This is a genomic window from Pseudomonas sp. S49 (assembly GCF_009866785.1).
Taxonomy (GTDB): Bacteria; Pseudomonadota; Gammaproteobacteria; order Pseudomonadales; family Pseudomonadaceae; genus Aquipseudomonas.
Genome location: NZ_CP019432.1, coordinates 2303386 through 2326440, shown reverse-complemented (window position 1 = coordinate 2326440; position 23055 = coordinate 2303386). Strand labels below are relative to the sequence as shown.

Below are 23055 nucleotides of genomic sequence, written 5' to 3'. Positions count from 1 at the left end.
GCTTTCGCGAGCGAGCCCGCTCCCACAGGGGGTATGCATTCCAAATGTGGGAGCGAGCCTGCTCGCGAAGGCGTCAGTTCATTCAACGCAAATTCAGAAGAAAAAGGCGATCTACTCGCTATAGATCATCTTTTTCGTCATACCGCCATCGACGACGAATTCCTGCCCGGTGACAAACCCGGCATTCCTCGACAGCAACCAGGCAACCATGGCCGCGACGTCTTCAACTGTCCCTACCCTGCCCGCTGGATGCTGAGCATGATCGGCATCGGCCAAAGGCTCGGCTCGACGCGCAGATGGATCGCGCGCATCGATCCAGCCCGGACTGACCGCGTTGACGCGAATCTCCGGCCCCAGGCTGATCGCCAGCGCATGCGTCAGCGCCAGCAAGCCACCCTTGCTCGCCGCATAGGCCTCAGAGTCCGCCTCCGACTGCCGCGCTCGGGTCGAGGCCAGATTGACGATCGAACCGTTGTGCGCGCGCAGATAAGGCGCACAGTGCTTGGCCAACAGCATCGGTCCGCTGAGATTCACCGCCAGCACGCGATTCCAATAAGCCAGATCGAGACTTTCCAGGGTGATGTTGTGCGGGTCAGCCACCGCCGCGTTGCACACCAGCGCATCGAGACGACCAAACTGCCCCAGCACTTCGGCAACGCCGAGTGCTACCTGGCCCTCATCGGCAACATCCATCGCGATGAACCAGGCGTTTTCGCCCAGCACCTTCGCCACTTTCGAACCGCGCGCACGATCCAGATCCGTCAGCACCACTTGCCAGCCTTCGCTGATCAGCCACGCCGCAATCCCCAGACCGATACCGCGCGCGGCCCCCGTGACCAGCGCAACGCGGCCATGGGTACCGGCTTTCGGGGTCGACAATTCGATCACAACGCTGCCAGACCGCGCGCCAGATCGGCTTGCAGATCCGCGACATCTTCCAGACCGACCGCGATGCGAATCAGACTGTCACGAATGCCCGCCGCTTCCCGCTCCTGCGGCGCCAGACGGCCGTGAGACGTAGTGCTCGGGTGCGTGATGGTGGTTTTGCTGTCACCGAGGTTGGCAGTGATCGAAATCAACCGGGTGGCATCGATAAAGCGCCAGGCGCCCTCTTTGCCGCCCTTGACTTCAAAGCTTACGACCGCGCCGAAGCCCTTCTGCTGACGCTGGGCCAGTTCGTGCTGCGGATGGCTCTTCAGACCGGCGTAATGCACCTTCTCGATGCCGTCCTGCTGCTCAAGCCATTCGGCCAGCTCCTGCGCGTTGGCGCAGTGGGCCTTCATCCGCAGGTTCAGGGTTTCCAGGCCTTTGAGGAAGATCCACGCATTGAAGGGGCTCAAGGTCGGCCCGGCGGTGCGCAGGAAGCCGACGATCTCTTTCATCTGTTCGCTGCGACCGGCTACCACACCGCCCATGCAACGGCCCTGGCCGTCGATGAACTTGGTCGCCGAGTGCACGACGATGTCCGCACCCATTTTCAGCGGCTGTTGCAACGCCGGGGTGCAGAAGCAGTTGTCGACTACCAGCATCGCGCCTTTGGCGTGAGCGATTTCCGCCAGTGCGGCGATGTCGACCAGCTCAGCCAGAGGGTTGGATGGCGATTCGACGAAGAGCAGTTTGGTGTTCGGTTTGATCGCCGCATCCCAGGCTGACAGGTCAGCCAAAGGCACATAATCGACTTCCACACCGAAACGCTTGAAGTACTTCTCGAACAGGCTGATGGTCGAACCGAACACACTGCGCGAAACCAGCACGTGATCGCCGGCGCTGCACAGACTCATCACCACCGCCATGATCGCAGCCATGCCGGTTGCAGTCGCAACGGCTTGCTCGGCGCTTTCCAGCGCGGCAATACGCTCTTCGAACGCGCGCACGGTCGGGTTGGTGTAACGCGAGTAAACGTTGCCCGGCACTTCACCGGCAAACCGCGCGGCTGCGTCGGCAGCGGTGCGGAACACGTAGCTGGAGGTGAAGAACATCGGATCACCGTGCTCGCCTTCCGGCGTACGGTGCTGACCGGCACGTACGGCCAGGGTATCGAACGCTACGCCTTCAAGGTCGCTGTCCAGCCGACCGGCATCCCATTCCTGACTCATGCTGTCACTCCTTGCCCTGTTCGCGAAAATTGAAAGTCAGATACAAAACCGGCCCCTCAGGGCCGGTGACAACTCAGTTGTTGTACAGATCGATGATCGCACTGACCGCTTGGGTCTTGATCTTCGAGGAGTCGTTACGCGCCTGTTCGATCTTGTTCAGGTACGCCTCGTCGACGTCGCCGGTGACGTACTTGCCGTCGAACACAGCGCAATCGAAGTTCTCGATCTTGATCTTGCCGCCACCGACCGCTTCGATCAAGTCAGGCAGGTCCTGATAGATCAGCCAGTCAGCGCCGATCAGATCCGCCACGTCCTGAGTCGAACGGTTGTGCGCGATCAGTTCGTGGGCGCTTGGCATGTCGATGCCATACACGTTCGGGAAGCGCACCGCTGGGGCTGCCGAGCAGAAGTAGACGTTTTTCGCGCCGGCTTCGCGGGCCATCTGGATGATCTGCTTGCACGTGGTGCCGCGCACGATCGAGTCATCGACCAGCATCACGTTCTTGCCGCGGAATTCCAGCTCGATGGCGTTGAGCTTCTGACGCACCGACTTCTTGCGCGCCGCCTGGCCCGGCATGATGAAGGTACGGCCGATGTAACGGTTCTTGACGAAACCTTCGCGGAATTTCACGCCCAGGTGGTTGGCCAGCTCCAGTGCCGCGGTACGGCTGGTGTCCGGAATCGGGATCACCACGTCGATGTCGTGCTCTGGACGCTCGCGCAGGATCTTCTCGGCGAGCTTCTCACCCATGCGCAGACGGGCCTTGTAGACCGACACGCCGTCGATGATCGAATCCGGACGCGCCAGGTAGACGTGTTCGAAGATGCACGGGGTCAGGGACGGATTGGTCGCGCACTGACGGGTGTGCAGCTTGCCGTCTTCAGTGATGTAGACCGCTTCGCCCGGCGCCAGATCGCGAATCAGGGTGAAACCGAGCACGTCCAGCGAAACGCTTTCGGACGCGATCATGTACTCGACGCCTTCGTCGGTGTGACGCTGGCCGAACACGATCGGACGGATGCCGTGCGGATCACGGAAGCCGACGATGCCATAACCGGTGACCATGGCCACAACGGCGTAACCGCCAACGCAACGGTTGTGCACGTCGGTCACGGCGGCAAACACATCTTCTTCGGTCGGCTGCAGCTTGCCGCGCTGGGCCAGCTCGTGAGCGAACACGTTCAGCAGCACTTCCGAGTCGGAACTGGTGTTAACGTGACGCAGGTCGGATTCGTAGATCTCTTTGGCCAACTGCTCAACGTTGGTCAGGTTACCGTTGTGCGCCAGAGTAATGCCGTAAGGCGAGTTGACGTAAAACGGCTGGGCTTCGGCCGAAGTCGAGCTGCCCGCGGTCGGGTAACGGACGTGGCCGATACCCATGTGGCCGACCAGACGCTGCATGTGACGCTGTTGAAACACGTCACGCACCAGGCCATTGTCCTTGCGCAGGAACAACCGGCCATCATGGCTGGTCACGATACCGGCAGCGTCCTGGCCGCGGTGCTGGAGCACGGTTAGCGCGTCATACAGCGCCTGATTGACGTTCGACTTACCGACGATACCGACGATGCCACACATGCGACGCAACCCCTACTTAATGGATCTGAACTGAACAACACTCACTGAGGCGTTTTCGCCGACGGCAAGAGTTGCTCCTTGAACGGAATATCAGCGGGTACGCTGATTCCGCTGGCAAGCCACTGACTGCTCCACCCGAGAATCAGGTTTTTGGACCAATCAGCGACCAATAGAAATTTTGGTACGAGCTGTGATTCTTTCCACCACCCGTCCTGCTGTACCGGCCCCAGGCTCAACAGCCCGACCGCCACGACCACCAGCAACACGCCACGCGCTGCGCCGAAGGCCATGCCGAGGAATCGATCGGTCCCGGACAACCCGGTGACGCGAACCAACTCGCCGATAAGATAATTGATCATTGCGCCCACGATCAGTGTGGCGACAAACATGATGGCACAGCCCGCGATCACGCGAGCCGATGGGGTTTCGATGTATCCGGCGAGGTACTCGGACAATGAGCCACCGAACATCCAGGCGACGACTCCTGCGATGATCCAGGTCACCAGCGATAATGCTTCCTTGACGAAGCCGCGGCTCAAACTGATCAAAGCGGAGATGGCGATGATTGCAACGATCGCCCAGTCAACCCAGGTAAATGGCACAGTGCAGCCTACAGACGGATAAGGCGGCGCATTTTAGCAGAGCGCATGCCTCTCGGTAAGCTGCGATTGTCAGTGCATTTCAATCGAGGCGATAGTTTTTAACCGCGCTCAGGCTGGAAGCGCACAACAAAACCCTTGAGGTTCTGCTGACGACCCAACAGATCACGCAGACGATCGGCTTCGGCACGCTCGATCAGCGGACCGACAAAAACCCGATTTTTGCCATCGGCCGAACGGATATAGGCGTTATAGCCTTGGCTGCGCAGGGTTTTCTGCAGACTCTCGGCACTGGCGCGACTCGACAGACTGGCCAGTTGCACCGACCAGCTCACCGACAGACCGTTGGCATCGACGCGGCTTTGCGTGGTGTCGGGCTTACTCGATGCAGAGGTAATCGGCTGGGCTGGCGCAGGAATCGGCTTGGCCACCGCGGGCGGCGCAACAGGCTTGGTGATCATGATGGGAGCCGTTGGTGCCGGTGCGACGGGCGCAGCAGGCGCCGTGTCTTCGGCGACCTCTTCATCCGTTGGCACTGGCTCTTGCGGCAAGGCTTGCGGCTCGGGAACAGCCACGGTTTCCATTTGCACTTGCGGCACGACAGGCGCTTGCGGAGCGGCAGGCGCCTCGACCGTCACCTGACGCTGCTCATCCTGACGGGAAAACAGCATCGGCAGGAAAATCACCGCCAGCGCAACCAGCACCAAAGCGCCAACCATGCGCTGCTTGTACGCTTTATCCAGCAAAGCCATTTGCCGCTTCCTCCGTGGAGCGCCGGGACAGCCATTCGAGGGCCTCGGCGACACAATAAAATGATCCGAACAACAGAATCTCGTCGTCGCTGGTAGCGACTGCGCACTGCCCTTCCAGTGCGGCCGCGACACTGTCGTAAGACGTGACAGCGGCACCAAGGTTCTGCAATGCCGCGTGCAACTCAGCCACAGGGCGCGCGCGCGGTGAATCCAGCGGCGCCACAGCCCAGTGCTGGACACTAGCATTCAATTCGCTGACAACACCATCCAGATCCTTGTCCGACAGCAAACCAAATACCGCCAGACGCTTGCCGACCGGTGGGCGCGAGGCCAGACGACGGGCCAGATACTCGGCGGCATGCGGGTTATGCCCGACATCCAGCAACAGGTTCAGACGCTTGCCGTTCCACTCGAACGAGCGGCGATCCAGTCGACCGACCACACGAGTCGCCTGCAACGCCGCCACAATCTGCTGCGCATTCCACGGCAAACCGAGCAGCAAGTACGCCTGCAACGCCAACGCGGCGTTTTCCATCGGCAGATCGAGCAGCGGCAAATCACGCAATTCGACAGCCTGCCCTTGCGCATCGGTACCGCGCCACTGCCAGTGCTGATCATTGATGCCGAGATCGAAGTAACGCCCACGCAGGAAGAACGGACAGGCCAGTTCACGCGCCTTGTCGAGCAACGGTTGCGGAGGATTCAGATCGCCGCACAAGGCAGGTTTGCCCTGACGGAAAATTCCGGCTTTCTCGAAAGCCACGGATTCGCGGGTGTCGCCCAGATAATCGGCGTGATCGACGCCGATGCTGGTGACCAGCGCAATATCGGCATCGACCACATTGACCGTGTCCAAACGCCCGCCCAGCCCGACTTCCAGCACCACCGCATCGAGCCCGGCCTGCTGAAACAGCCAGAACGCCGCAAGGGTGCCCATTTCGAAGTAAGTCAGGGAAGTGTCGCCGCGCCCGGCCTCGACTGCTGCAAAGGCTTCGCACAGCTGCGCGTCAGTGGCTTCGAGGCCATTGAGCTGCACCCGCTCGTTGTAACGCAGCAGGTGCGGAGAATTGTAGACACCAACGCTCAGGCCCTGCGCCCGCAGCAATGAAGCCACGAAAGCGCAGGTCGAACCCTTGCCGTTGGTGCCGGTGACCGTGATCACCCGAGGCGCCGGCTGGCCCAGCCCCATGCGGGACGCTACCTGTTGCGAACGTTCCAGGCCCATGTCGATGGCCGACGGATGCAACTGCTCAAGGTAGGCGAGCCATTCGCCAAGGGTGCGCTCGGTCATAGGCCAGCAGGTACCGGTGGAACCACAATCGGCTCGATTGGCGCGGCGACGAATTTCGGCGTCGGCTTGCCAGTCATTTGTGCCAGCAGGTTACCCAGACGCGGGCGCAGTTCCTGACGGTGGATGATCATGTCGATTGCACCGTGCTCCAGCAGGAATTCGCTGCGCTGGAAGCCTTCCGGCAGCTTTTCACGCACGGTTTGCTCGATAACACGCGGACCGGCGAAGCCGATCAGGGCTTTCGGCTCACCGACGATGACGTCGCCGAGCATCGCCAGACTCGCGGAAACACCGCCGTAGACCGGATCGGTCAGTACGGAGATGAATGGAATGCCTTCTTCACGCAGGCGTGCCAGCACTGCCGAGGTCTTGGCCATCTGCATCAACGAGATCAGCGCTTCCTGCATGCGCGCACCGCCGGAAGCGGCGAAGCAGATCATCGGGCAGCGGTTTTCCAGGGCGTAGTTGGCCGCGCGTACGAAGCGCTCACCGACGATGGCGCCCATGGAACCGCCCATGAAGCTGAATTCGAACGCCGAAACCACCACCGGCATGCCCAGCAAGGTGCCGCTGACGGAGATCAACGCGTCTTTTTCGCCGGTCTGCTTCTGTGCAGCGGTCAGGCGATCCTTGTACTTCTTGCCGTCGCGGAATTTCAGACGGTCAACCGGCTCCAGATCGGCGCCCAGTTCGTTGCGACCTTCAGCATCGAGGAAGATGTCGATGCGTGCACGTGCGCCGATGCGCATGTGGTGGTTGCATTTAGGGCAAACGTCCAGGGTCTTTTCCAGCTCCGGACGATACAGCACCGCCTCGCAAGACGGGCATTTGTGCCACAGACCTTCAGGGACCGAGCTCTTCTTGACCTCGGAACGCATGATCGAAGGGATCAGTTTGTCTACTAACCAGTTGCTCATGCTTTCTTTCTCCAGTACCGGCGGCCCGAACGCTCTGGTTCGCAGCCCCGCGTATGCCCTTCAGCTAAATTCATGTGTGTGGCGATGGTTGATGGACAGCCACGGTCAGCGCGAAACATGACCTGCGTGCGATCCAGAAACCCTCAGCCGCGCCTGCTTTGTGCAAGTGCATTGATGGACGGCGGCAGACTGCCAGCCGTCACATCAATATGGCGCTTTGCGTACAGCGTCGATGAACGCCCGAACCTTTGCGTGATCCTTGATACCCTTGCTTGCCTCTACTCCACCACTGACGTCTACCGCATAGGGTTTTACCCGAGCCACGGCATCTGCGACGTTCTCCGGCGTCAAACCACCCGCGAGAATCAACGGTTTGCTCAAAACCTGCGGAATCAATGACCAGTCGAACGCCTCACCGGTTCCGCCGGGCACACCTTCGACATAAGTGTCGAGCAGCACGCCGCTGGCACTCGGGTAGGCATCAACCGCTGCCGCAATGTCATCGCCGGCCTTGACCCGCAACGCCTTGATGTACGGACGATGCCAGCCTTCACAATCTTCAGCGACTTCATCGCCATGGAACTGCAACAGATCCAGCGGCACGGCATCGAGGATTTCCCCCAACTCGCAGCGACTGGCGTTGACGAACAGGCCCACGGTGGTTACGAACGGCGGCAATGCCTGAATAATCGCCCGCGCCTGCTGCACGGTGACAGCACGTGGACTCTTTGCGTAGAACACAAACCCGACCGCATCCGCCCCGGCCTCAACGGCGGCCAGCGCATCTTCTATGCGGGTAATCCCGCAGATCTTGCTGCGAACGGCTGACATTTCGAGAAAAACTCCGAGGCAAAATCCGGGAAAGTCCCGGATGGTAACAAAAGCGTTCGAGGGCGTCAGCCGTCAAGTTCGGAGAAACCCGTAAGGAAATGTGGCCCGATAAAACGCTCGGGCAACGGGAATTCATCGTGGTACTCGACCTGCACCAGATACAAGCCGTACGGATGCGCCGTGACACCGCCGGAACGGCGCTCGCGGCTTTCAAGAACTTCTTTCATCCATTCCACCGGGCGCTCGCCGGCACCGATGGTCATCAGCACGCCAGCGATATTGCGCACCATGTGATGCAGGAACGCATTGGCGCGGATGTCGAGCACGATCATCTTGCCGTGCCGGGTCACGCGCAGATGATGCATCTTCTTGATCGGCGACTTGGCCTGGCATTGGCCGGCACGAAAAGCACTGAAATCGTGAGTGCCGATCAAGTACTGTGCGGCCTCGGCCATGCGCTCGACGTCCAGCGGGCGGTGGTTCCAGGTGATTTCTTCGTTGAGATGCGCCGGGCGGATCTGATCGTTGTAGATCACATAGCGATAACGCCGCGCGATGGCTTTGAACCGCGCGTGAAAATGCGCCGGCATCACCCGCGCCCAACTGACGCTGATGTCATGCGGCAGATTGATATTGGCGCCCATGACCCAGGCCTTCAGCGAACGATCGACCGTCGTATCGAAATGCACCACTTGTCCGCAGGCATGCACGCCGGCGTCGGTGCGCCCGGCGCACTGCAGCGAAACCGGCGAATTGGCGACTTTCGACAGGGCTTTTTCGAGTTCTTCCTGCACCGTCGCCACACCCGTCAATTGACGCTGCCAGCCGCTGTAGCGCGAGCCTTTGTACTCAACGCCCAGCGCGACGCGGTAAAAGCCGTCGGGGGCCATTTCGGCGACCGGGTTATCTATGTTTGCCAATGTGGGACAGCCTGCTGTTTGTGCAAAGGCGGGCATTATAAGGCTGTGGTTCAGGGATGCCAGAACTCTCTATTGGCAGTTCTGGCCCTATCGCGAGCAGGCTCACTCCTACAGGGGAACGCATTCCAAAGGTGGGAGCGAGCCTGCTCGCGATAGCAATCCTTCAGACACCACTGAATCCGGCCCAAACAAAAACGGCAGCCTCAATGGGCTGCCGCTTTCGTTTACCGCTGGACTTACTACAAGCTCGAAAGCATGTCCTTGGCCTCGCCACGCTGTTTCTCGTCACCCTCGGTCAACACTTCGTTGAGGATGTCGCGCGCACCGTCGCTGTCGCCCATGTCGATGTAGGCCTGAGCCAGATCAAGCTTGGTCGCCGCTTCGTCGGTGCCGGCGAGGAAGTCGAAATCGTCTTCGCCAAGATCATCACCCTTCATGGCATCGGCTTCGGTGAAGGTCGGCTCGGCCAGGCTTTGCGACAGGCGATCCAGCTCGGCGTTGACATCATCCAGTTCGGTAGCGAACGCATCAGGTTCGGCCGCAGGATTGCTGTCCATTTCGTCGGCCAGCGACAGATCGAAGTCGGCCGGCAGCTCCAGATCATCCTGTGGCACGTCAGCCACCACCGGTGCCTCGACCGGCGGCAGATCCTTCACGCCTTCGTCCAGATCCAGCAGGAAGTCATCGTCCGCCAGGTCAACTGCCGGAGCCGCCGGCTCGGCACCGAGGTCCAGATCAAGGTCGAAGTCCGACAGGTCATCCAGATTCTCTTTGATATCGGTCTGCTGTTGCAGCACCGATTCGAAGCTCAGGTCATCGTCGGACGGGAATTCGTCCAGCTCGACCGGCGCTTCCGGCTCAACCACGGGCGCAGGCTCTACCGGGGTGATGTTATCGAGATCGTCCAGGCTCAGATCAAACGCGCTGTCCAGGTCATCTTCAGCCGGCGCTGGCGCAGGTGCTTCTGGCTCGTCCAGCAGCAGATCCTTGACGTATTGCGCGTCCAGCTCGGCGGCCACCGCAGCAGCGGCCAGACCCGAAGCCGCGACCACGGCCATGGCCGGGAAGCGGCTTTTCAGCTCTTCGACCTTGGCGAAGTTGTCACCATTGGCCACCAGCTGACGCTCTTGACCGACGAACGCATCGCGATCGCCCTGCTGACCGTAGACTTCCATCAGCTTCAGACGCAGATCACTGCGCTGCGGCTCCAGGCTGACGCCTTCTTCCAGCAACGCGGCAGCCTGATTCAGGCGACCGGCGTTGATGTGCGATTGCGCCTTGTCGAGCACGTCATCGGAACGTTCGGCGGCCGGTGCCACCAGCGGCGCGGCGATCGGCTCAGCCATCACGATCGGCGCCACTACCGGAGCCACGACTGGAGCAGGAGCAGGCGCCGGGGTGTTGAGCTTGACGCTCGCCGCCGGGGTTTCCAGACCTTCGAAGCTGCTTTCCGGCAGATCCTGCTCGGCGGAGAACTCTTGCTCTTCCGACAGGGCGCGGGCCATGCGCAGATGTTTCTCGGCCTCTTGCTGGGCTTTGCGGCGACGCGCCAGCAGCAACAGCAGAAGCAGCAGAACGACGGCGCCACCACCAATCAGCCCCAGCAGGATCGGGTTGGTCAGCAGTTCGTTGAAGGTCTTTTCATCATCGGCGGCAGGCGTGGTTTCGACAACCGGTTCGACCACAGGCTCAACCGGCGTCTCGGCGGGTGGCGCAATGGCAGACTCTGGTGTCGGCGCTGCTTCTGCAGGAGTAGCCGGCGGTGTGGCAGCCAGCTCAGCAGTGATCGCCGGAACTGGTGCGACTGCGCCGTTCGCGGCCGGCGCAGCGCCCGCGCCTTCGGCCTGCAGCTTCGCCAGTTGATTGTTCTTAAGCTCGATGAGTTTTTGCAGCTTGTCCATCTGGCTTTGCAGATCGGACATGCGGCTTTTCAGTTCCTCGTTATCACGACGGGTCGTGTCGAGGCTTTCCTGAGTGACCGCAAGCTTGTTACTCAGCGCCTTGGCGTCACCCGCCGGGCCTTTGCCGCGCGCCTTGGCGCTTTCAGCGGAGACCAGACTCAGATTGTCCTGGGCGTTCTGTGCTGCACCGGTATTGCCACGACCACGGTTGGTCGCATCGAGTTGCTGCTGACCGGTGCCCGGCTTCGCCACATAACGACGGCCCGAGCGCCAGGCCTCGTTCTGCGCCGCGACTTCGGCAATGGCCTTGGACTGTGGCAACGCCGTGCTCTGCACCGCATCCGGCAGGCGCAGTACCTGGCCAGTTTTCAAACGGTTGATGTTGCCGCCGATGAACGCATCAGGGTTCAACGCTTGAATCGCCAGCATGGTCTGCTGCACCGAACCACCGTTGCGCGCCTTCGCGGCGATTTCCCAGAGGGTATCGCGCGGCGTGGTGGTGTATTGCGTCGGGTGCGTGGCGCCAGTGGTCGGTGCGGTGATGGTCTGCGACGGCGCCGGTTGTGCGGCGGCGTCAGCGGTCTCTGGCGAGAACTTCGATGGATCCAGCAGCACACTGTAATCGCGCAGCAAACGGCCGTTCGGCCACATCACCTGCACGAGGAATTTGACCATCGGCTCCGACAGCGGCTTGCTCGACGTTACGCGCAGCACGCTTTTGCCACTGGCGTTGAGTACCGGAGTGAAGGTCAGGTCATTGAGGAAGGCCTGACGATCGACGCCGGCCTTGGTGAAATCTTCAGGGGAAGCCAGGCTCGGCACCACTTCGGCAGCGGTGAGATCCTTGACGTCGAGCAGCTCGATTTCAGCCACCAGCGGCTGGTTCAGGGTCGACTTCAGGGTCAGCTCCCCGAGCCCGAGGGCATGCGCCATACCGGAGGACAGCGCCGAGGCGGCCGCTATTGCTAACACCAGTTTGCGAACTTGAACCATAGCCTCATCCTTTGTTTGAACGTTCCTCGGCCAGCGAGAAGATGTTGAATACCGCTGCCGTAAGGCATTGCGCGCGACGACGACAGATGTCGCGCGCGATCATTTCTTTGATGCCCCGGAATGTCCCGGAGGGTGACACGTTATCAAGCAATCTGGGCAAGCATAGCGCTCACCTAGAATCAGTCGACAAATTGTTGCCAAGTATCTTTTACAGCAGGTCTTTTATCAACAACTCAGCCACCTGCACAGCGTTAAGGGCCGCGCCTTTGCGTACGTTATCTGACGTCAGCCACAGATTTAGTTCCGCCGGGTCGTCGACACCGCTGCGCACGCGACCGACATAGACAACGTCCTGCCCCACCGCGTCACCGACCGCTGTCGGATAATCGCCGGCCTCGACCAACTCGATACCCGGCGCATCTTCGAGTGCAGCGTTGACTTTTGCCAGGTCGACAGCCGACGTTGACTGCAAGGTCACGCTAAAGCTATCGCCAAAAAACACCGGGGCTTGAACGCAAGTTGCGGAAATCTTTAATAAAGGCTTGGCCAGCACCTGACGCAACTCGCGCACCAGGCGTTTTTCCAGCAGCGTGTGGCCCTGCGCGTCAGGCGTGCCGACCTGGGCCAGCAGGTTGAAGGCCATCTGCCGGTCGAAGAAAGTCGGCTCCAATGGGCGCATGTTCAACAGCTCGGCGGTCTGCCGCGCCAGCTCGGTCACAGCTTCACGACCCTGCGCGGAAACAGCCAGATTGGCGGTGACGTTGACATATTGCAGGTCAATGAGATCGAGCAGCGGCGCCAATACCACGGCCAGCGAAGTAGCCGACGGACTTGGGCTGCTGACCTGGAACGGTGCTTTCAAAGCGGCGAGCACTTTGGCATTGGCTTCCGGCACCACTTGCGGCGCCTGATCGGCCGGCAAGGCGCCGGACAGGTCGATCAGCGAGCAACCGGCGGCATGAGCGCGCGCAGCGTAGCTCAAAGTGATCGCCGGGCCAGCAGCGAAGAACACCAGTTTGACCTTGCTGAAATCGAACTCGTCGACTTCGCGAACGCGCACGTTCTTGTTGCGGAACAGCACCGAGCTGCCGGCAGATTCGCTGCTGGCCAGCAGATGCAGGTTGCCGACCGGGAAGTCGCGTTCTTCGAGAATCTGTACGAGGGTTTCGCCGACAGTACCGGTGGCGCCGATCACGGCAATATCTAGGGTCTGGGTCATGGTGCGAGCCTCTGGCGAAACGGGGGGAGCGGCACTTTACCGGGTGACTGGCGCACAGGCAATTTCTGCCCAACATTTGCGGCGGCTGCACCGGCCTCTTCGCGAGCAGGCTCGCTCCCACATTTGAAAAGCATTCCCCTGTGGGAGCGAGCCTGCTCGCGAAGGGGCCAGACCAGGCAACCGAGAAATCCAAAGCATAAAAAAACCCGCACCCCTTTCAAGGCACGGGCTCTTTCATTGCTTCAAACGATCAACGCTCAAGCAAAATCCGCAGCATGCGACGCAGCGGTTCGGCCGCGCCCCACAGCAGTTGGTCGCCGACGGTGAAGGCACCGACGAATTGCGAACCCATGTTCAGCTTGCGCAGACGACCCACCGGAACATTCAGGGTGCCGGTGACCTTGGTCGGGCTCAGCTCCTGCATGCTGATTTCGCGCTGGTTCGGCACCAGTTTGACCCAAGGGTTGTGCTGGCTGATCAGCCCTTCGATGTCGGCGATCGGCACGTCTTTGTTCAGCTTGATGGTCAGCGCCTGGCTGTGGCAACGCATGGCGCCGATGCGCACGCAGATGCCGTCGACCGGGATCGGGCTCTTGAAGCGACCGAGGATCTTGTTGGTCTCGGCCTGAGCTTTCCACTCTTCGCGGCTCTGGCCGTTCGGCAGTTCCTTGTCGATCCACGGGATCAGGCTGCCGGCCAAAGGTACGCCGAAGTTTTCGGTCGGGTACGCTTCGCTGCGCATGGCGTCGGCCACGCGACGGTCGATGTCGAGGATCGCGCTGGCCGGATCGGCCAGTTGATCGGCGACCGCGGCGTGGGTCGCGCCCATTTGCTTGATCAGTTCACGCATGTTCTGCGCGCCGGCACCGGAGGCCGCCTGATAGGTCATGGCGCTCATCCACTCGACCAGACCGGCCTCGAACAGACCGCCCAGGCCCATCAGCATCAAGCTGACGGTGCAGTTGCCGCCGATGTAGTTCTTGGTGCCCGCGTCGAGTTGCTGGTCGATGACCTTGCGGTTGACCGGATCAAGAATGATCACCGCGTCATCGTTCATGCGCAGGCTCGAGGCCGCGTCGATCCAGTAACCCTGCCAGCCGGCTTCGCGCAGCTTCGGGAACACTTCGCTGGTGTAGTCGCCGCCCTGGCAGGTCAGAATCACGTCGAGGGTCTTCAGCTCATCAATGCTGTAAGCATCCTTGAGCGGAGCAATGTCCTTGCCCACGGACGGGCCTTGGCCACCGACGTTGGACGTGGTGAAAAACACCGGCTCGATTAGATCGAAATCCTGCTCTTCCAGCATCCGCTGCATGAGCACGGAACCGACCATCCCGCGCCAACCGATCAGACCTACACGTTTCATCGCAACTACACCTTCTTGAAAAGTGGGCCGCTGCTTTGTATTGAATTTCGCAGCGGGCCCGAGAGATTACAGATTCCGCAGCGCGGCGACTACTGCGTCGCCCATTTCCTGCGTACCGACTTTGGTGCAACCGGTCGAATAGATGTCGCCAGTGCGCAGGCCTTGATCCAGCACCACGCTCACGGCTTTCTCGATGGCATCGGCCGCGTCATGCAGATTGAAGCTGTAACGCAACATCATCGACACCGACAGAATGGTCGCCAACGGGTTGGCAATGCCTTTACCGGCGATGTCCGGAGCGGAACCGTGGCAAGGCTCGTACATGCCCTTGTTGTTGGAGTCCAGCGAGGCCGACGGCAGCATGCCGATGGAACCGGTAAGCATCGACGCTTCGTCGGACAGGATGTCGCCGAACATATTGTCGGTGACGATCACGTCGAACTGCTTCGGTGCGCGCACCAGTTGCATGGCGGCGTTGTCGACGTACATGTGGCTCAGTTCGACTTCCGGGTAATCCTTGGCCACTTGCTCGACCACTTCACGCCACAGTTGGCTGGAGGCCAGCACGTTGGCCTTGTCCACCGAGCAGAGCTTCTTGCCGCGAACCATGGCCATGTCGAAACCGACACGGGCGATGCGGCGGATTTCGCTTTCGCTGTATGGCAGCGTGTCGTAGGACTGACGCTCGCCGTTCTCCAAAGTGCGGGTGCCACGCGGCGCGCCGAAGTAGATGCCACCGGTCAGCTCACGAACGATGAGGATGTCCAGACCGGCAACGATTTCCGGCTTCAGGCTCGAAGCATCGGCCAGCTGCGGGTACAGGATCGCCGGACGCAGGTTGCCGAACAGACCCAGTTGCGCACGGATTTTCAGCAGACCGCGCTCAGGGCGGATGTCACGTTCGATGGTGTCCCATTTCGGGCCGCCAACGGCGCCCAACAGCACAGCGTCGGCAGCACGAGCGCGGTCGAGGGTTTCGTCGGCCAGCGGCACGCCGTGCTTGTCGATGGCGGCGCCACCGATCACGTCATGGCTCAGCTCGAAGCCCAGGCTGTACTTGTCGTTGGCCAGCTCCAGCACCTTGACCGCTTCGGCCATGATTTCCGGACCAATACCGTCACCTGGGAGAATCAGAATCTGCTTGCTCATGCTTTCCTCGTGTCTTCAGTCGGTGCGCCTTTACCGGCACGCCCGGAAAAATTCTTATCGCTCGGCCATCAGCACGATGACATCTGTACTGAACGAGCCGTCGGCATCAATCTCAAAATATTCGCGCACTTCGTTGCCCATCGACTGCTGCAACTGGTGGATCGCTGCGCGCATCACTTGCGGCGTGCGCATGCGCTCAAACCAACTGGTGTACTCCAGACGCAGACGCTGACGCGTGGTGCTGCGTACATGTAAACCAGCCTCGCTGACCTGACGCAGCCACTCGGCGCCTGAATAATCGCGCACGTGGCTGGTGTCGCGCAGCACTTCGACGCTTTGCAGGTAAGTGTCGAACAACGGACTGCCCGGTGACAACACATCAACGAACGCCGCCACACCGCCCGGCTTCAGCACCCGACGCACCTCGCGCAGGGCCACGCCGAGATCGCTCCAGTGATGCGCCGAATAACGGCTGAACACGAAGTCGAACTCGCCATCGGCAAACGGCAGACGCTCGGCGGCGCCGTTGACCGTGGCAATGTTGGTGAAACCGCGATCAACGGCCGCGGCGGCGACCACATCAAGCATCTGCTGCGACAGGTCGTAGGCGACCACTTCCCTGACCAGCGGCGCGATGTGAAAACTGACGTGACCGGCGCCGCAACCCAAGTCCAGCACCCGGGCCTCGCCCTGCCCGGCCAGCTCAGCCTGTAGCAGTGCGAATTCGGTGCCTTGAGCGTGAACGGCGCTGCTCAGGTAGGCAGCGGCCTGTTCACCGAATTGCTTTTGTACGACCTGGGTGTGCTGGGCGGTGCTGGTCATTGGGGACTTCCTTTTTAGGGTGAGTCTTGTGGTGCTTTTGAGGGCCTCATCGCGAGCAGGCTCACTCCTACAGGGGAACGCATTTCAAATGTAGGAGTGAGCCTGCTCGCGATGGCGCCATTCGCCATACGCAAATTATGCGTCGCGAAACAACCACGGCTGGCTCACACGGTGCTTGGCCTCAAACGTCGCAATTGCATCACCGTCCTGCAAGGTCAGACCAATATCGTCCAGACCATTCAACAGGCAGTGCTTACGGAACGCATCAATCTCAAAGCTGTACACCTTGCCATCCGGACGGGTGACGGTCTGCGCCTGCAGATCGACCTGCAATTGATAACCCGGCTCAGCCTCAACCTGCTTAAACAATTCATCGACTTCAGCGTCGCTCAAGATGATCGGCAACAAGCCGTTCTTGAAGCTGTTGTTGAAGAAGATATCGGCGTAGCTCGGCGCGATGATGCTGCGGAAACCGTATTCTTCCAGGGCCCACGGCGCGTGTTCACGGCTGGAGCCGCAACCGAAGTTCTCGCGGGCCAGCAACACGCTGGCGCCTTGGTAACGCTCGGCGTTGAGGACGAAGTCCTTGTTCAGCGGACGTTTGGAGTTGTCCTGATACGGCTGGCCGACATCGAGGTAACGCCACTCGTCAAACAGGTTCGGGCCGAAACCGGTGCGCTTGATCGACTTCAAAAACTGTTTCGGAATGATTTGGTCAGTGTCGACGTTGGCACGATCCAAAGGCGCGACAAGACCAGTGTGCTGGGTAAAAGCTTTCATGCTGCGCTCCTTTAAATCAATTCACGAACGTCGATGAAACGACCGTTCACCGCTGCCGCAGCCGCCATGGCCGGGCTGACGAGGTGGGTACGGCCACCGGCGCCCTGACGGCCTTCGAAGTTACGGTTGGAGGTCGAGGCGCAATGCTCGCCGGACTCCAAACGGTCCGGGTTCATCGCCAGGCACATCGAGCAACCCGGCTCACGCCATTCGAAACCGGCTTCGAGGAAAATCTTGTCGAGACCTTCGGCTTCTGCCTGAGCCTTGACCAGACCCGAGCCCGGCACCACGATCGCTTGCTTGATGGTCGAAGCGACTTTGCGGCCCTTGGCGATCACCGCCGCAGCGCGCAAGTCTTCAATCCGCGAGTTGGTGCAGGAACCGATGAATACACGATCCAGCTGAATGTCGGTGATCGCCTGATTGGCGGTCAAACCCATGTATTTCAAGGCGCGGACGATCGAGTCGCGTTTGACCAGATCCATCTCTTTGGCCGGATCCGGCACGTTCTGATCAACGGCCAAAACCATCTCAGGCGAAGTGCCCCAGCTGACTTGCGGCTTGATCTGCGCGGCGTCGAGTTCAACCACGGTGTCGAATTTGGCGTCGGCGTCGGAGACCAGGTCTTTCCAGGCTTCGACGGCCATGTCCCATTCGGCGCCTTTCGGTGCAAACGGACGACCCTTCACGTAGTCGACCGTCTTCTGATCCGCAGCCACCAGACCGACGCGGGCGCCGGCTTCGATAGACATGTTGCAGATGGTCATGCGGCCTTCAACGGACAAATCGCGGATCGCGCTGCCAGCGAATTCGATGGCGTGGCCGTTACCGCCGGCGGTGCCGATCTTGCCGATCACCGCGAGGACGATGTCCTTGGCGGTCACGCCGAACGGCAATTGCCCTTCAACGCGCACCAGCATGTTCTTCATTTTCTTCGCGACGAGGCACTGGGTGGCGAGCACGTGCTCGACCTCTGAAGTGCCGATACCGTGCGCCAGAGCGCCGAATGCGCCGTGGGTCGAGGTGTGCGAGTCGCCGCAGACCACGGTCATGCCCGGCAAGGTTGCACCCTGCTCCGGGCTGATGACGTGGACGATGCCTTGGCGGACGTCGTTCATCTTGAACTCGACGATGCCGTATTCATCACAGTTGTCATCAAGGGTCTGAACCTGCAAACGCGAGACCTGATCGGCAATGGCTTCGATGCCGCCCTTGCGCTCCGGGGTCGTCGGTACGTTGTGGTCCGGGGTCGCGATATTGGCATCGATGCGCCAAGGCTTGCGCCCGGCCAGACGCAGGCCCTCGAAGGCTTGCGGCGAGGTCACTTCGTGAATGATGTGACGATCGATATAGATCAGCGCCGAGCCATCGTCGCGCTGCTTGACCAAATGCGAATCCCAGAGCTTGTCGTAGAGCGTTTTGCCGGCCATCAGACGGTTCCTCATCAGCTTGTTTCTATGCCCTGGGCTTATCAATAACCCTTTGGCTTGTGAGGCCGATCCTATGGGGTTAGATTAAATAACTCAAATTCATATTTTTTATGCTTTGGATAACCAACTGGAATACGAACATGGATCTGGCCAACCTCAACGCTTTTATCGCGATTGCCGAGACCGGCAGCTTCTCCGGCGCCGGCGAACGCCTGCACCTGACGCAGCCGGCGATCAGCAAACGCATCGCCGGGCTGGAGCAGCAATTGAAGGTGCGCCTGTTTGATCGGCTGGGCCGTGAAGTCGGCCTGACCGAGGCCGGCCGCGCCCTGCTGCCCCGGGCTTATCAGATTCTCAACGTGCTGGATGACACCCGCCGCGCGCTGACTAACCTGACCGGCGAAGTCAGCGGTCGCCTGACCCTCGCCACCAGTCACCACATCGGTTTGCACCGTTTGCCGCCTCTATTAAGGGAATTCACCCGCCGTTACCCACAAGTGGCGCTGGATATTCAGTTCCTCGATTCGGAAGTGGCCTACGAGGAAATTCTCCATGGCCGCGCCGAACTGGCGGTCATCACCCTCGCGCCGGAGCCGCACGCACTGGTCAAAGCCACGCCGGTGTGGGACGACCCGCTGGACTTTGTGGTCGCCCCGGAGCATTCGCTGATCAATAACGGCGCCGTCAGCCTGGCGGACATTGCCGGTCATCCGGCGGTTTTCCCCGGTGGCAACACCTTTACCCACCATATTGTCCAACGGTTATTCGAGGCTCAGGGCCTGACGCCGAACATCGCCATGAGCACCAACTACCTGGAAACCATCAAGATGATGGTCTCGATTGGCCTGGCCTGGAGCGTTTTGCCGCGCACCATGCTCGATGAGCAGGTGGCGAGCATCGCTTTACCGGGCATACAGCTCACTCGCCAGCTAGGCTATATCCTGCACACCGAACGGACGCTATCGAATGCGGCAAAAGCCTTTATGGCACTGCTCGACGCACAAATCGATCTGCCAGGGACTTGAGGCCAACTTGTGCTACTCCTATAGAGCCGCTGCTCCTGTGCCTAACGCCACCATCAGCTCAAGGCCTGTCCACAATGCCGAAATCTGTTGACCGAATTCCGCCGATGCCGCGTATTCAGGCGATTGACCCGCGTCATTCCGAGCAGAGCTGGGAAAGCGCGCCGCAATTGCTGGCGGCGCTCAACGGCGCGCGGCTCGGCGCCTGGTATTGGGACATCGAGCGCGGGCAGATCAGCTGGTCGCGTGGCACCCAAGCCTTGTTCGGCTTCGATCCTCGGCAACCGTTGCCCGAAGATCTGGAATACCTCGACCTGTTGCCGCCGGAAGACCGGGCGAAAACCGTCCGCGCCTTCCACGCGGTAATTGCCGGTGCACCGCTGGAACAAGCGATGCACCACCGCATCCGCTGGCCTGACGGCAGCCTGCACTGGCTGGAAATCAGCGGCAGCCTGCTGCCGGATAAACACGGCCGCCCCCGAATGATCGGGGTGATTCGTGAAATCACCCACCAGCGTCAACGCGAACAGGCGCTGAGCAGCTCGGAGAAACGTTTCGCGACACTTTTTCACCTGTGCCCGAACATGGTCCTGCTGACCCGCCAGGAAGACGGCCTGATCAGCGAGGCCAATCAGTATTTCGAAAGCCTGTTCGGCTGGCCGGTACAAAGCGCTATTGGCCGCACCACGCTGGAACTGGGCCTGTGGGTGCACCCCGAGCAGCGCGCCGAACTGGTCAAGAAGACCAACACCAAGGGCGAACTGATCAGCATGGAGGTGCAGTTTCGCGCCAGCAACGGGCAAGTTCACGATGGCATTCTCAGTGCGCAGAAAGTCGAACTTGAAGGCCAGCCGTATCTGCTCAGCACCTTCCTCGACACCACCGAACGCAAAGCCGCCGAACACGCCTTGAAGGACAGCCAGGAACGCCTCGACCTGGCGCTGGACTCCGCGCAGCTAGGTACCTGGGACTGGCACATTCCCAGCGGCATGCTCTACGGCTCGGCCCGCGCCGCGCAACTGCACGGGCTCGAACCGATACCGTTTCATGAATCGTTCGAAGAGTTTTTCGAAGGCGTGCCCGGCGAAGAGCGCGACAGCATGCGCGACGCCTACCGCAGCCTGCGCGAAGGCCCGGCAGGCAATTACCAACTGACCTATCGCGTGCAACTGCCGGACGGCAGCTCGCGCTATCTGGAAAGTCGCGCGCGCCTCTATCGTGACGACAACGGCGCGCCGCTGCGCATGGCCGGCACGCTGCTCGACATCACCGATCAGGTCGAGCGCGAGCAGCGGCTGGTGGCCTCGGAAGAGAAATTCGCCACGCTGTTCCAGGTCAGCCCCGACCCGATCTGCGTCACCCGCCAGGACAGTGGCGAGTTCATCGAAATCAATAACAGCTTTACCCAGACCTTTGGCTGGAGCGCCACCGACGTCATTGGCCACACCGCCGAAGAAATCGGCCTGTGGGACGCCTCGGCGAAAAGCCTGCAGCGCATCGAGCGGGTTATCCGCGAACAGGGTTTGAGCAACGTCGCGATCATCGTCCAGCACAAGGACGGCCAGTCGCTGACCTGTGTGATTTCCAGCCGGCAGATCAGCGTTGGCGACCAGCCGTGCATCGTCACCACCCTGCGCGACATTACCCAGCAGCAGCGCTCGGAAGCGGCGCTGAAAGCCAGTGAAGAGAAATTCGCCAAAGCGTTCCACTCCAGCCCCGACGCGATCACCATCACCGAGCGCGACACCGGGCGTTATCTGGAGGTCAACGACGGTTTCTGCCGGCTCACCGGCTATCGCGCCGAAGAAGTGGTGGGCAAAACGGTGTATCAGGTGGGTATCTGGGCCGAAGAAAAGCAGCGCTCGGCATTACTCGCCGAGCTGCAGATCAAGGGCCGCGTGCACCATCAGGAAATGCTCGGCCGCAACAAGCGCGGCGAGTTGCTGACGGTGGAGGTTTCGATCGAACCAATCACCCTCAATGAAACCGCGTGCCTGTTGCTGACCGCGCGCGACGTCAGCCTGCTGAAAAATGCCGAAGCGCAGATTCGTCATCTGGCTTATCACGACCCGCTGACCAACCTGCCCAACCGCGCCTTGCTGATGGATCGCCTGAGCCAGCAGATCGCCCTGCTCAAGCGCCACAACCTGCGCGGTGCCTTGCTGTTTCTCGACCTTGATCACTTCAAGCACATCAACGATTCGCTCGGCCACCCGGTCGGCGACACGGTGCTGAAGATCATCACCGCGCGGCTCGAAGCCAGCGTGCGCATGGAAGACACGGTCGCGCGCCTCGGTGGCGACGAGTTCGTGGTATTGCTCAGCGGCCTCGAAGGTTCGCGTAACGACGTCAGCACACAAGTGCGCAATCTGGCCGACACTCTGCGCGAATTGTTGTCGGAACCGATGTTCCTCGACGGCCAACGCTTGCAGGTGACGCCGAGCATTGGCGTGGCGCTGATCCCCGATCACGGCTCGACGCCGACCGACTTGCTCAAACGCGCCGACATTGCCCTTTACCGGGCCAAGGACTCCGGACGCAACACCACGCAGATGTACCACAACACCATGCAGAAAGCGGCCAGCGAACGGCTGCGCATGGAGACCGACTTGCGCCTGGCGCTGTCGCGCGGGGAATTCAATGTGCACTTTCAGCCGCAGGTCGATGCCCGCGACGACCGCATCATCGGCGCCGAAGCCCTGGTGCGCTGGAATCACCCGGAACTGGGCGCGCAGTCGCCTACCGAGTTCATCAAGGTACTGGAAGACAGCGGCCTGATTCTCGAGGTCGGCACGTGGATCCTCGACGAGGCCTGCAATGCCTTCAAACAACTGATCGCACTGAAACTGGTCGACCCGCTCAAGTTCAGCCTGTGCGTGAACATCAGCCCGCGACAGTTCCGCCAGAACGATTTTGTCGAGCGCATCGAGCACAGCATGACCAGCCACGGTCTGCCCTGCTCGCTGCTGAAACTGGAAATCACCGAAGGCATCGTCATCCAGAACCTGGAAGACACCATCAGCAAAATGCGCCGGCTGAAAAAGCTCGGTGTGAGTTTCGCCATGGATGACTTCGGCACCGGCTATTCGTCGCTGACTTACCTCAAGCGGCTACCGGTGGACACGCTGAAAATCGATCAGTCGTTTATTCGTGATGCAACCACTGACCCCAACGACGCCGAGATCATTCGCGCGATTGTCGCCATGGCGCGCAGCCTCGAGCTGGAGGTGATTGCCGAAGGTGTGGAGACCCGCGAACAACTGGCGTTCCTGCAGGGTTTGGGCTGCCATTTGTATCAGGGTTATCTGCACAGTCGACCGGTTGCGCTGGAGGATCTGAAAAAGCTCCTGCCATAACCGGTGCACGTTGCAACAGACGCGCAATTGCCACG

General features: G+C 60.7%; 18 protein-coding genes. 2 read left to right on the top strand and 16 right to left on the bottom strand.

Annotated features, from left to right (window positions below):
• Positions 1-111: 111 nt before the first annotated feature.
• From PspS49_RS10115 to leuC, 16 genes are all read right to left on the bottom strand, one after another.
• Positions 112-888: an SDR family oxidoreductase gene (locus tag PspS49_RS10115; RefSeq protein WP_077571931.1), complete on the bottom strand. Its 777-nt coding sequence runs from the start codon at positions 886-888 to the stop codon at positions 112-114.
• Positions 885-2096 carry an O-succinylhomoserine sulfhydrylase gene (locus PspS49_RS10110; RefSeq protein ID WP_122609029.1) on the bottom strand — a complete coding sequence of 404 codons (1212 nt, stop codon included), beginning with the start codon at positions 2094-2096 and terminating at the stop codon, positions 885-887. The genes PspS49_RS10115 and PspS49_RS10110 overlap by 4 nt, the downstream gene beginning before the upstream one ends.
• Before the next feature lie 73 nt (positions 2097-2169).
• A complete protein-coding gene (gene purF / locus PspS49_RS10105; protein WP_007913462.1) occupies positions 2170-3675 on the bottom strand; it encodes an amidophosphoribosyltransferase in 1506 nt (501 codons plus the stop codon).
• Positions 3676-3716: 41 nt separating this feature from the next.
• Positions 3717-4277, bottom strand: a complete 561-nt coding sequence (locus PspS49_RS10100) for a CvpA family protein (RefSeq protein ID WP_007913461.1) — start codon at positions 4275-4277, stop codon at positions 3717-3719.
• Between the two features lie 98 nt (positions 4278-4375).
• Positions 4376-5026: an SPOR domain-containing protein gene (locus tag PspS49_RS10095; RefSeq protein ID WP_127926583.1), complete on the bottom strand. Its 651-nt coding sequence runs from the start codon at positions 5024-5026 to the stop codon at positions 4376-4378.
• A complete protein-coding gene (gene folC, locus PspS49_RS10090; protein WP_160039052.1) occupies positions 5010-6317 on the bottom strand; it encodes a bifunctional tetrahydrofolate synthase/dihydrofolate synthase in 1308 nt (435 codons plus the stop codon). Before folC ends, PspS49_RS10095 begins: the two co-directional genes overlap by 17 nt.
• Positions 6314-7234, bottom strand: coding sequence for an acetyl-CoA carboxylase, carboxyltransferase subunit beta (accD, locus tag PspS49_RS10085; protein ID WP_016984535.1), 921 nt, complete (start codon positions 7232-7234; stop codon positions 6314-6316). Before accD ends, folC begins: the two co-directional genes overlap by 4 nt.
• A gap of 204 nt (positions 7235-7438) precedes the next feature.
• Positions 7439-8065: a phosphoribosylanthranilate isomerase gene (locus tag PspS49_RS10080; RefSeq protein WP_160039050.1), complete on the bottom strand. Its 627-nt coding sequence runs from the start codon at positions 8063-8065 to the stop codon at positions 7439-7441.
• A 65-nt stretch (positions 8066-8130) separates the two neighbouring features.
• On the bottom strand, positions 8131-8955 hold the full coding sequence (truA, locus tag PspS49_RS10075; protein WP_034152768.1) for a tRNA pseudouridine(38-40) synthase TruA: 825 nt from the start codon (positions 8953-8955) through the stop codon (positions 8131-8133).
• Between the two features lie 269 nt (positions 8956-9224).
• Positions 9225-11879, bottom strand: coding sequence for a FimV/HubP family polar landmark protein (locus PspS49_RS10070; RefSeq protein ID WP_127926580.1), 2655 nt, complete (start codon positions 11877-11879; stop codon positions 9225-9227).
• Between the two features lie 208 nt (positions 11880-12087).
• Positions 12088-13098: an aspartate-semialdehyde dehydrogenase gene (locus tag PspS49_RS10065; RefSeq protein ID WP_160039048.1), complete on the bottom strand. Its 1011-nt coding sequence runs from the start codon at positions 13096-13098 to the stop codon at positions 12088-12090.
• A gap of 250 nt (positions 13099-13348) precedes the next feature.
• Positions 13349-14461, bottom strand: a complete 1113-nt coding sequence (gene asd, locus PspS49_RS10060; RefSeq protein ID WP_007913448.1) for an aspartate-semialdehyde dehydrogenase — start codon at positions 14459-14461, stop codon at positions 13349-13351.
• Between the two features lie 66 nt (positions 14462-14527).
• Positions 14528-15610, bottom strand: coding sequence for a 3-isopropylmalate dehydrogenase (gene leuB / locus PspS49_RS10055; RefSeq protein ID WP_160039046.1), 1083 nt, complete (start codon positions 15608-15610; stop codon positions 14528-14530).
• A 54-nt stretch (positions 15611-15664) separates the two neighbouring features.
• On the bottom strand, positions 15665-16432 hold the full coding sequence (locus PspS49_RS10050; protein WP_160039044.1) for a class I SAM-dependent methyltransferase: 768 nt from the start codon (positions 16430-16432) through the stop codon (positions 15665-15667).
• Positions 16433-16567: 135 nt separating this feature from the next.
• Positions 16568-17212 (bottom strand): 3-isopropylmalate dehydratase small subunit, encoded by a 645-nt coding sequence (gene leuD, locus PspS49_RS10045; protein ID WP_007913445.1) that lies wholly within the window; start codon positions 17210-17212, stop codon positions 16568-16570.
• An 11-nt stretch (positions 17213-17223) separates the two neighbouring features.
• Entirely contained in the window at positions 17224-18642 is a 1419-nt protein-coding gene (gene leuC, locus PspS49_RS10040; RefSeq protein ID WP_016984527.1) for a 3-isopropylmalate dehydratase large subunit, read from the bottom strand.
• Between the two features lie 140 nt (positions 18643-18782).
• Between leuC and PspS49_RS10035 the strand changes: the two genes are divergently transcribed.
• Positions 18783-19667, top strand: coding sequence for a LysR family transcriptional regulator (locus PspS49_RS10035; RefSeq protein WP_095124821.1), 885 nt, complete (start codon positions 18783-18785; stop codon positions 19665-19667).
• A gap of 74 nt (positions 19668-19741) precedes the next feature.
• Entirely contained in the window at positions 19742-23020 is a 3279-nt protein-coding gene (locus PspS49_RS10030) for a bifunctional diguanylate cyclase/phosphodiesterase (RefSeq protein ID WP_127926576.1), read from the top strand.
• The last annotated feature ends 35 nt before the right edge of the window (positions 23021-23055 follow it).

Excerpts from the sequence above, each read along its gene's own strand:
- PspS49_RS10110 (WP_122609029.1), bottom strand. The coding sequence starts at position 2,096 with ATGAGTCAGGAATGGGATGCCGGTCGGCTGGACAGCGACCTTGAAGGC.
- purF (WP_007913462.1), bottom strand. The coding sequence starts at position 3,675 with ATGTGTGGCATCGTCGGTATCGTCGGTAAGTCGAACGTCAATCAGGCG.
- PspS49_RS10095 (WP_127926583.1), bottom strand. The coding sequence starts at position 5,026 with ATGGCTTTGCTGGATAAAGCGTACAAGCAGCGCATGGTTGGCGCTTTG.
- folC (WP_160039052.1), bottom strand. The coding sequence starts at position 6,317 with ATGACCGAGCGCACCCTTGGCGAATGGCTCGCCTACCTTGAGCAGTTG.
- accD (WP_016984535.1), bottom strand. The coding sequence starts at position 7,234 with ATGAGCAACTGGTTAGTAGACAAACTGATCCCTTCGATCATGCGTTCC.
- PspS49_RS10080 (WP_160039050.1), bottom strand. The coding sequence starts at position 8,065 with ATGTCAGCCGTTCGCAGCAAGATCTGCGGGATTACCCGCATAGAAGAT.
- truA (WP_034152768.1), bottom strand. The coding sequence starts at position 8,955 with ATGGCCCCCGACGGCTTTTACCGCGTCGCGCTGGGCGTTGAGTACAAA.
- PspS49_RS10070 (WP_127926580.1), bottom strand. The coding sequence starts at position 11,879 with ATGGTTCAAGTTCGCAAACTGGTGTTAGCAATAGCGGCCGCCTCGGCG.
- PspS49_RS10065 (WP_160039048.1), bottom strand. The coding sequence starts at position 13,098 with ATGACCCAGACCCTAGATATTGCCGTGATCGGCGCCACCGGTACTGTC.
- asd (WP_007913448.1), bottom strand. The coding sequence starts at position 14,461 with ATGAAACGTGTAGGTCTGATCGGTTGGCGCGGGATGGTCGGTTCCGTG.
- leuB (WP_160039046.1), bottom strand. The coding sequence starts at position 15,610 with ATGAGCAAGCAGATTCTGATTCTCCCAGGTGACGGTATTGGTCCGGAA.
- PspS49_RS10050 (WP_160039044.1), bottom strand. The coding sequence starts at position 16,432 with ATGACCAGCACCGCCCAGCACACCCAGGTCGTACAAAAGCAATTCGGT.
- leuD (WP_007913445.1), bottom strand. The coding sequence starts at position 17,212 with ATGAAAGCTTTTACCCAGCACACTGGTCTTGTCGCGCCTTTGGATCGT.
- leuC (WP_016984527.1), bottom strand. The coding sequence starts at position 18,642 with ATGGCCGGCAAAACGCTCTACGACAAGCTCTGGGATTCGCATTTGGTC.
- PspS49_RS10035 (WP_095124821.1), top strand. The coding sequence starts at position 18,783 with ATGGATCTGGCCAACCTCAACGCTTTTATCGCGATTGCCGAGACCGGC.
- PspS49_RS10030 (WP_127926576.1), top strand. The coding sequence starts at position 19,742 with ATGCCGAAATCTGTTGACCGAATTCCGCCGATGCCGCGTATTCAGGCG.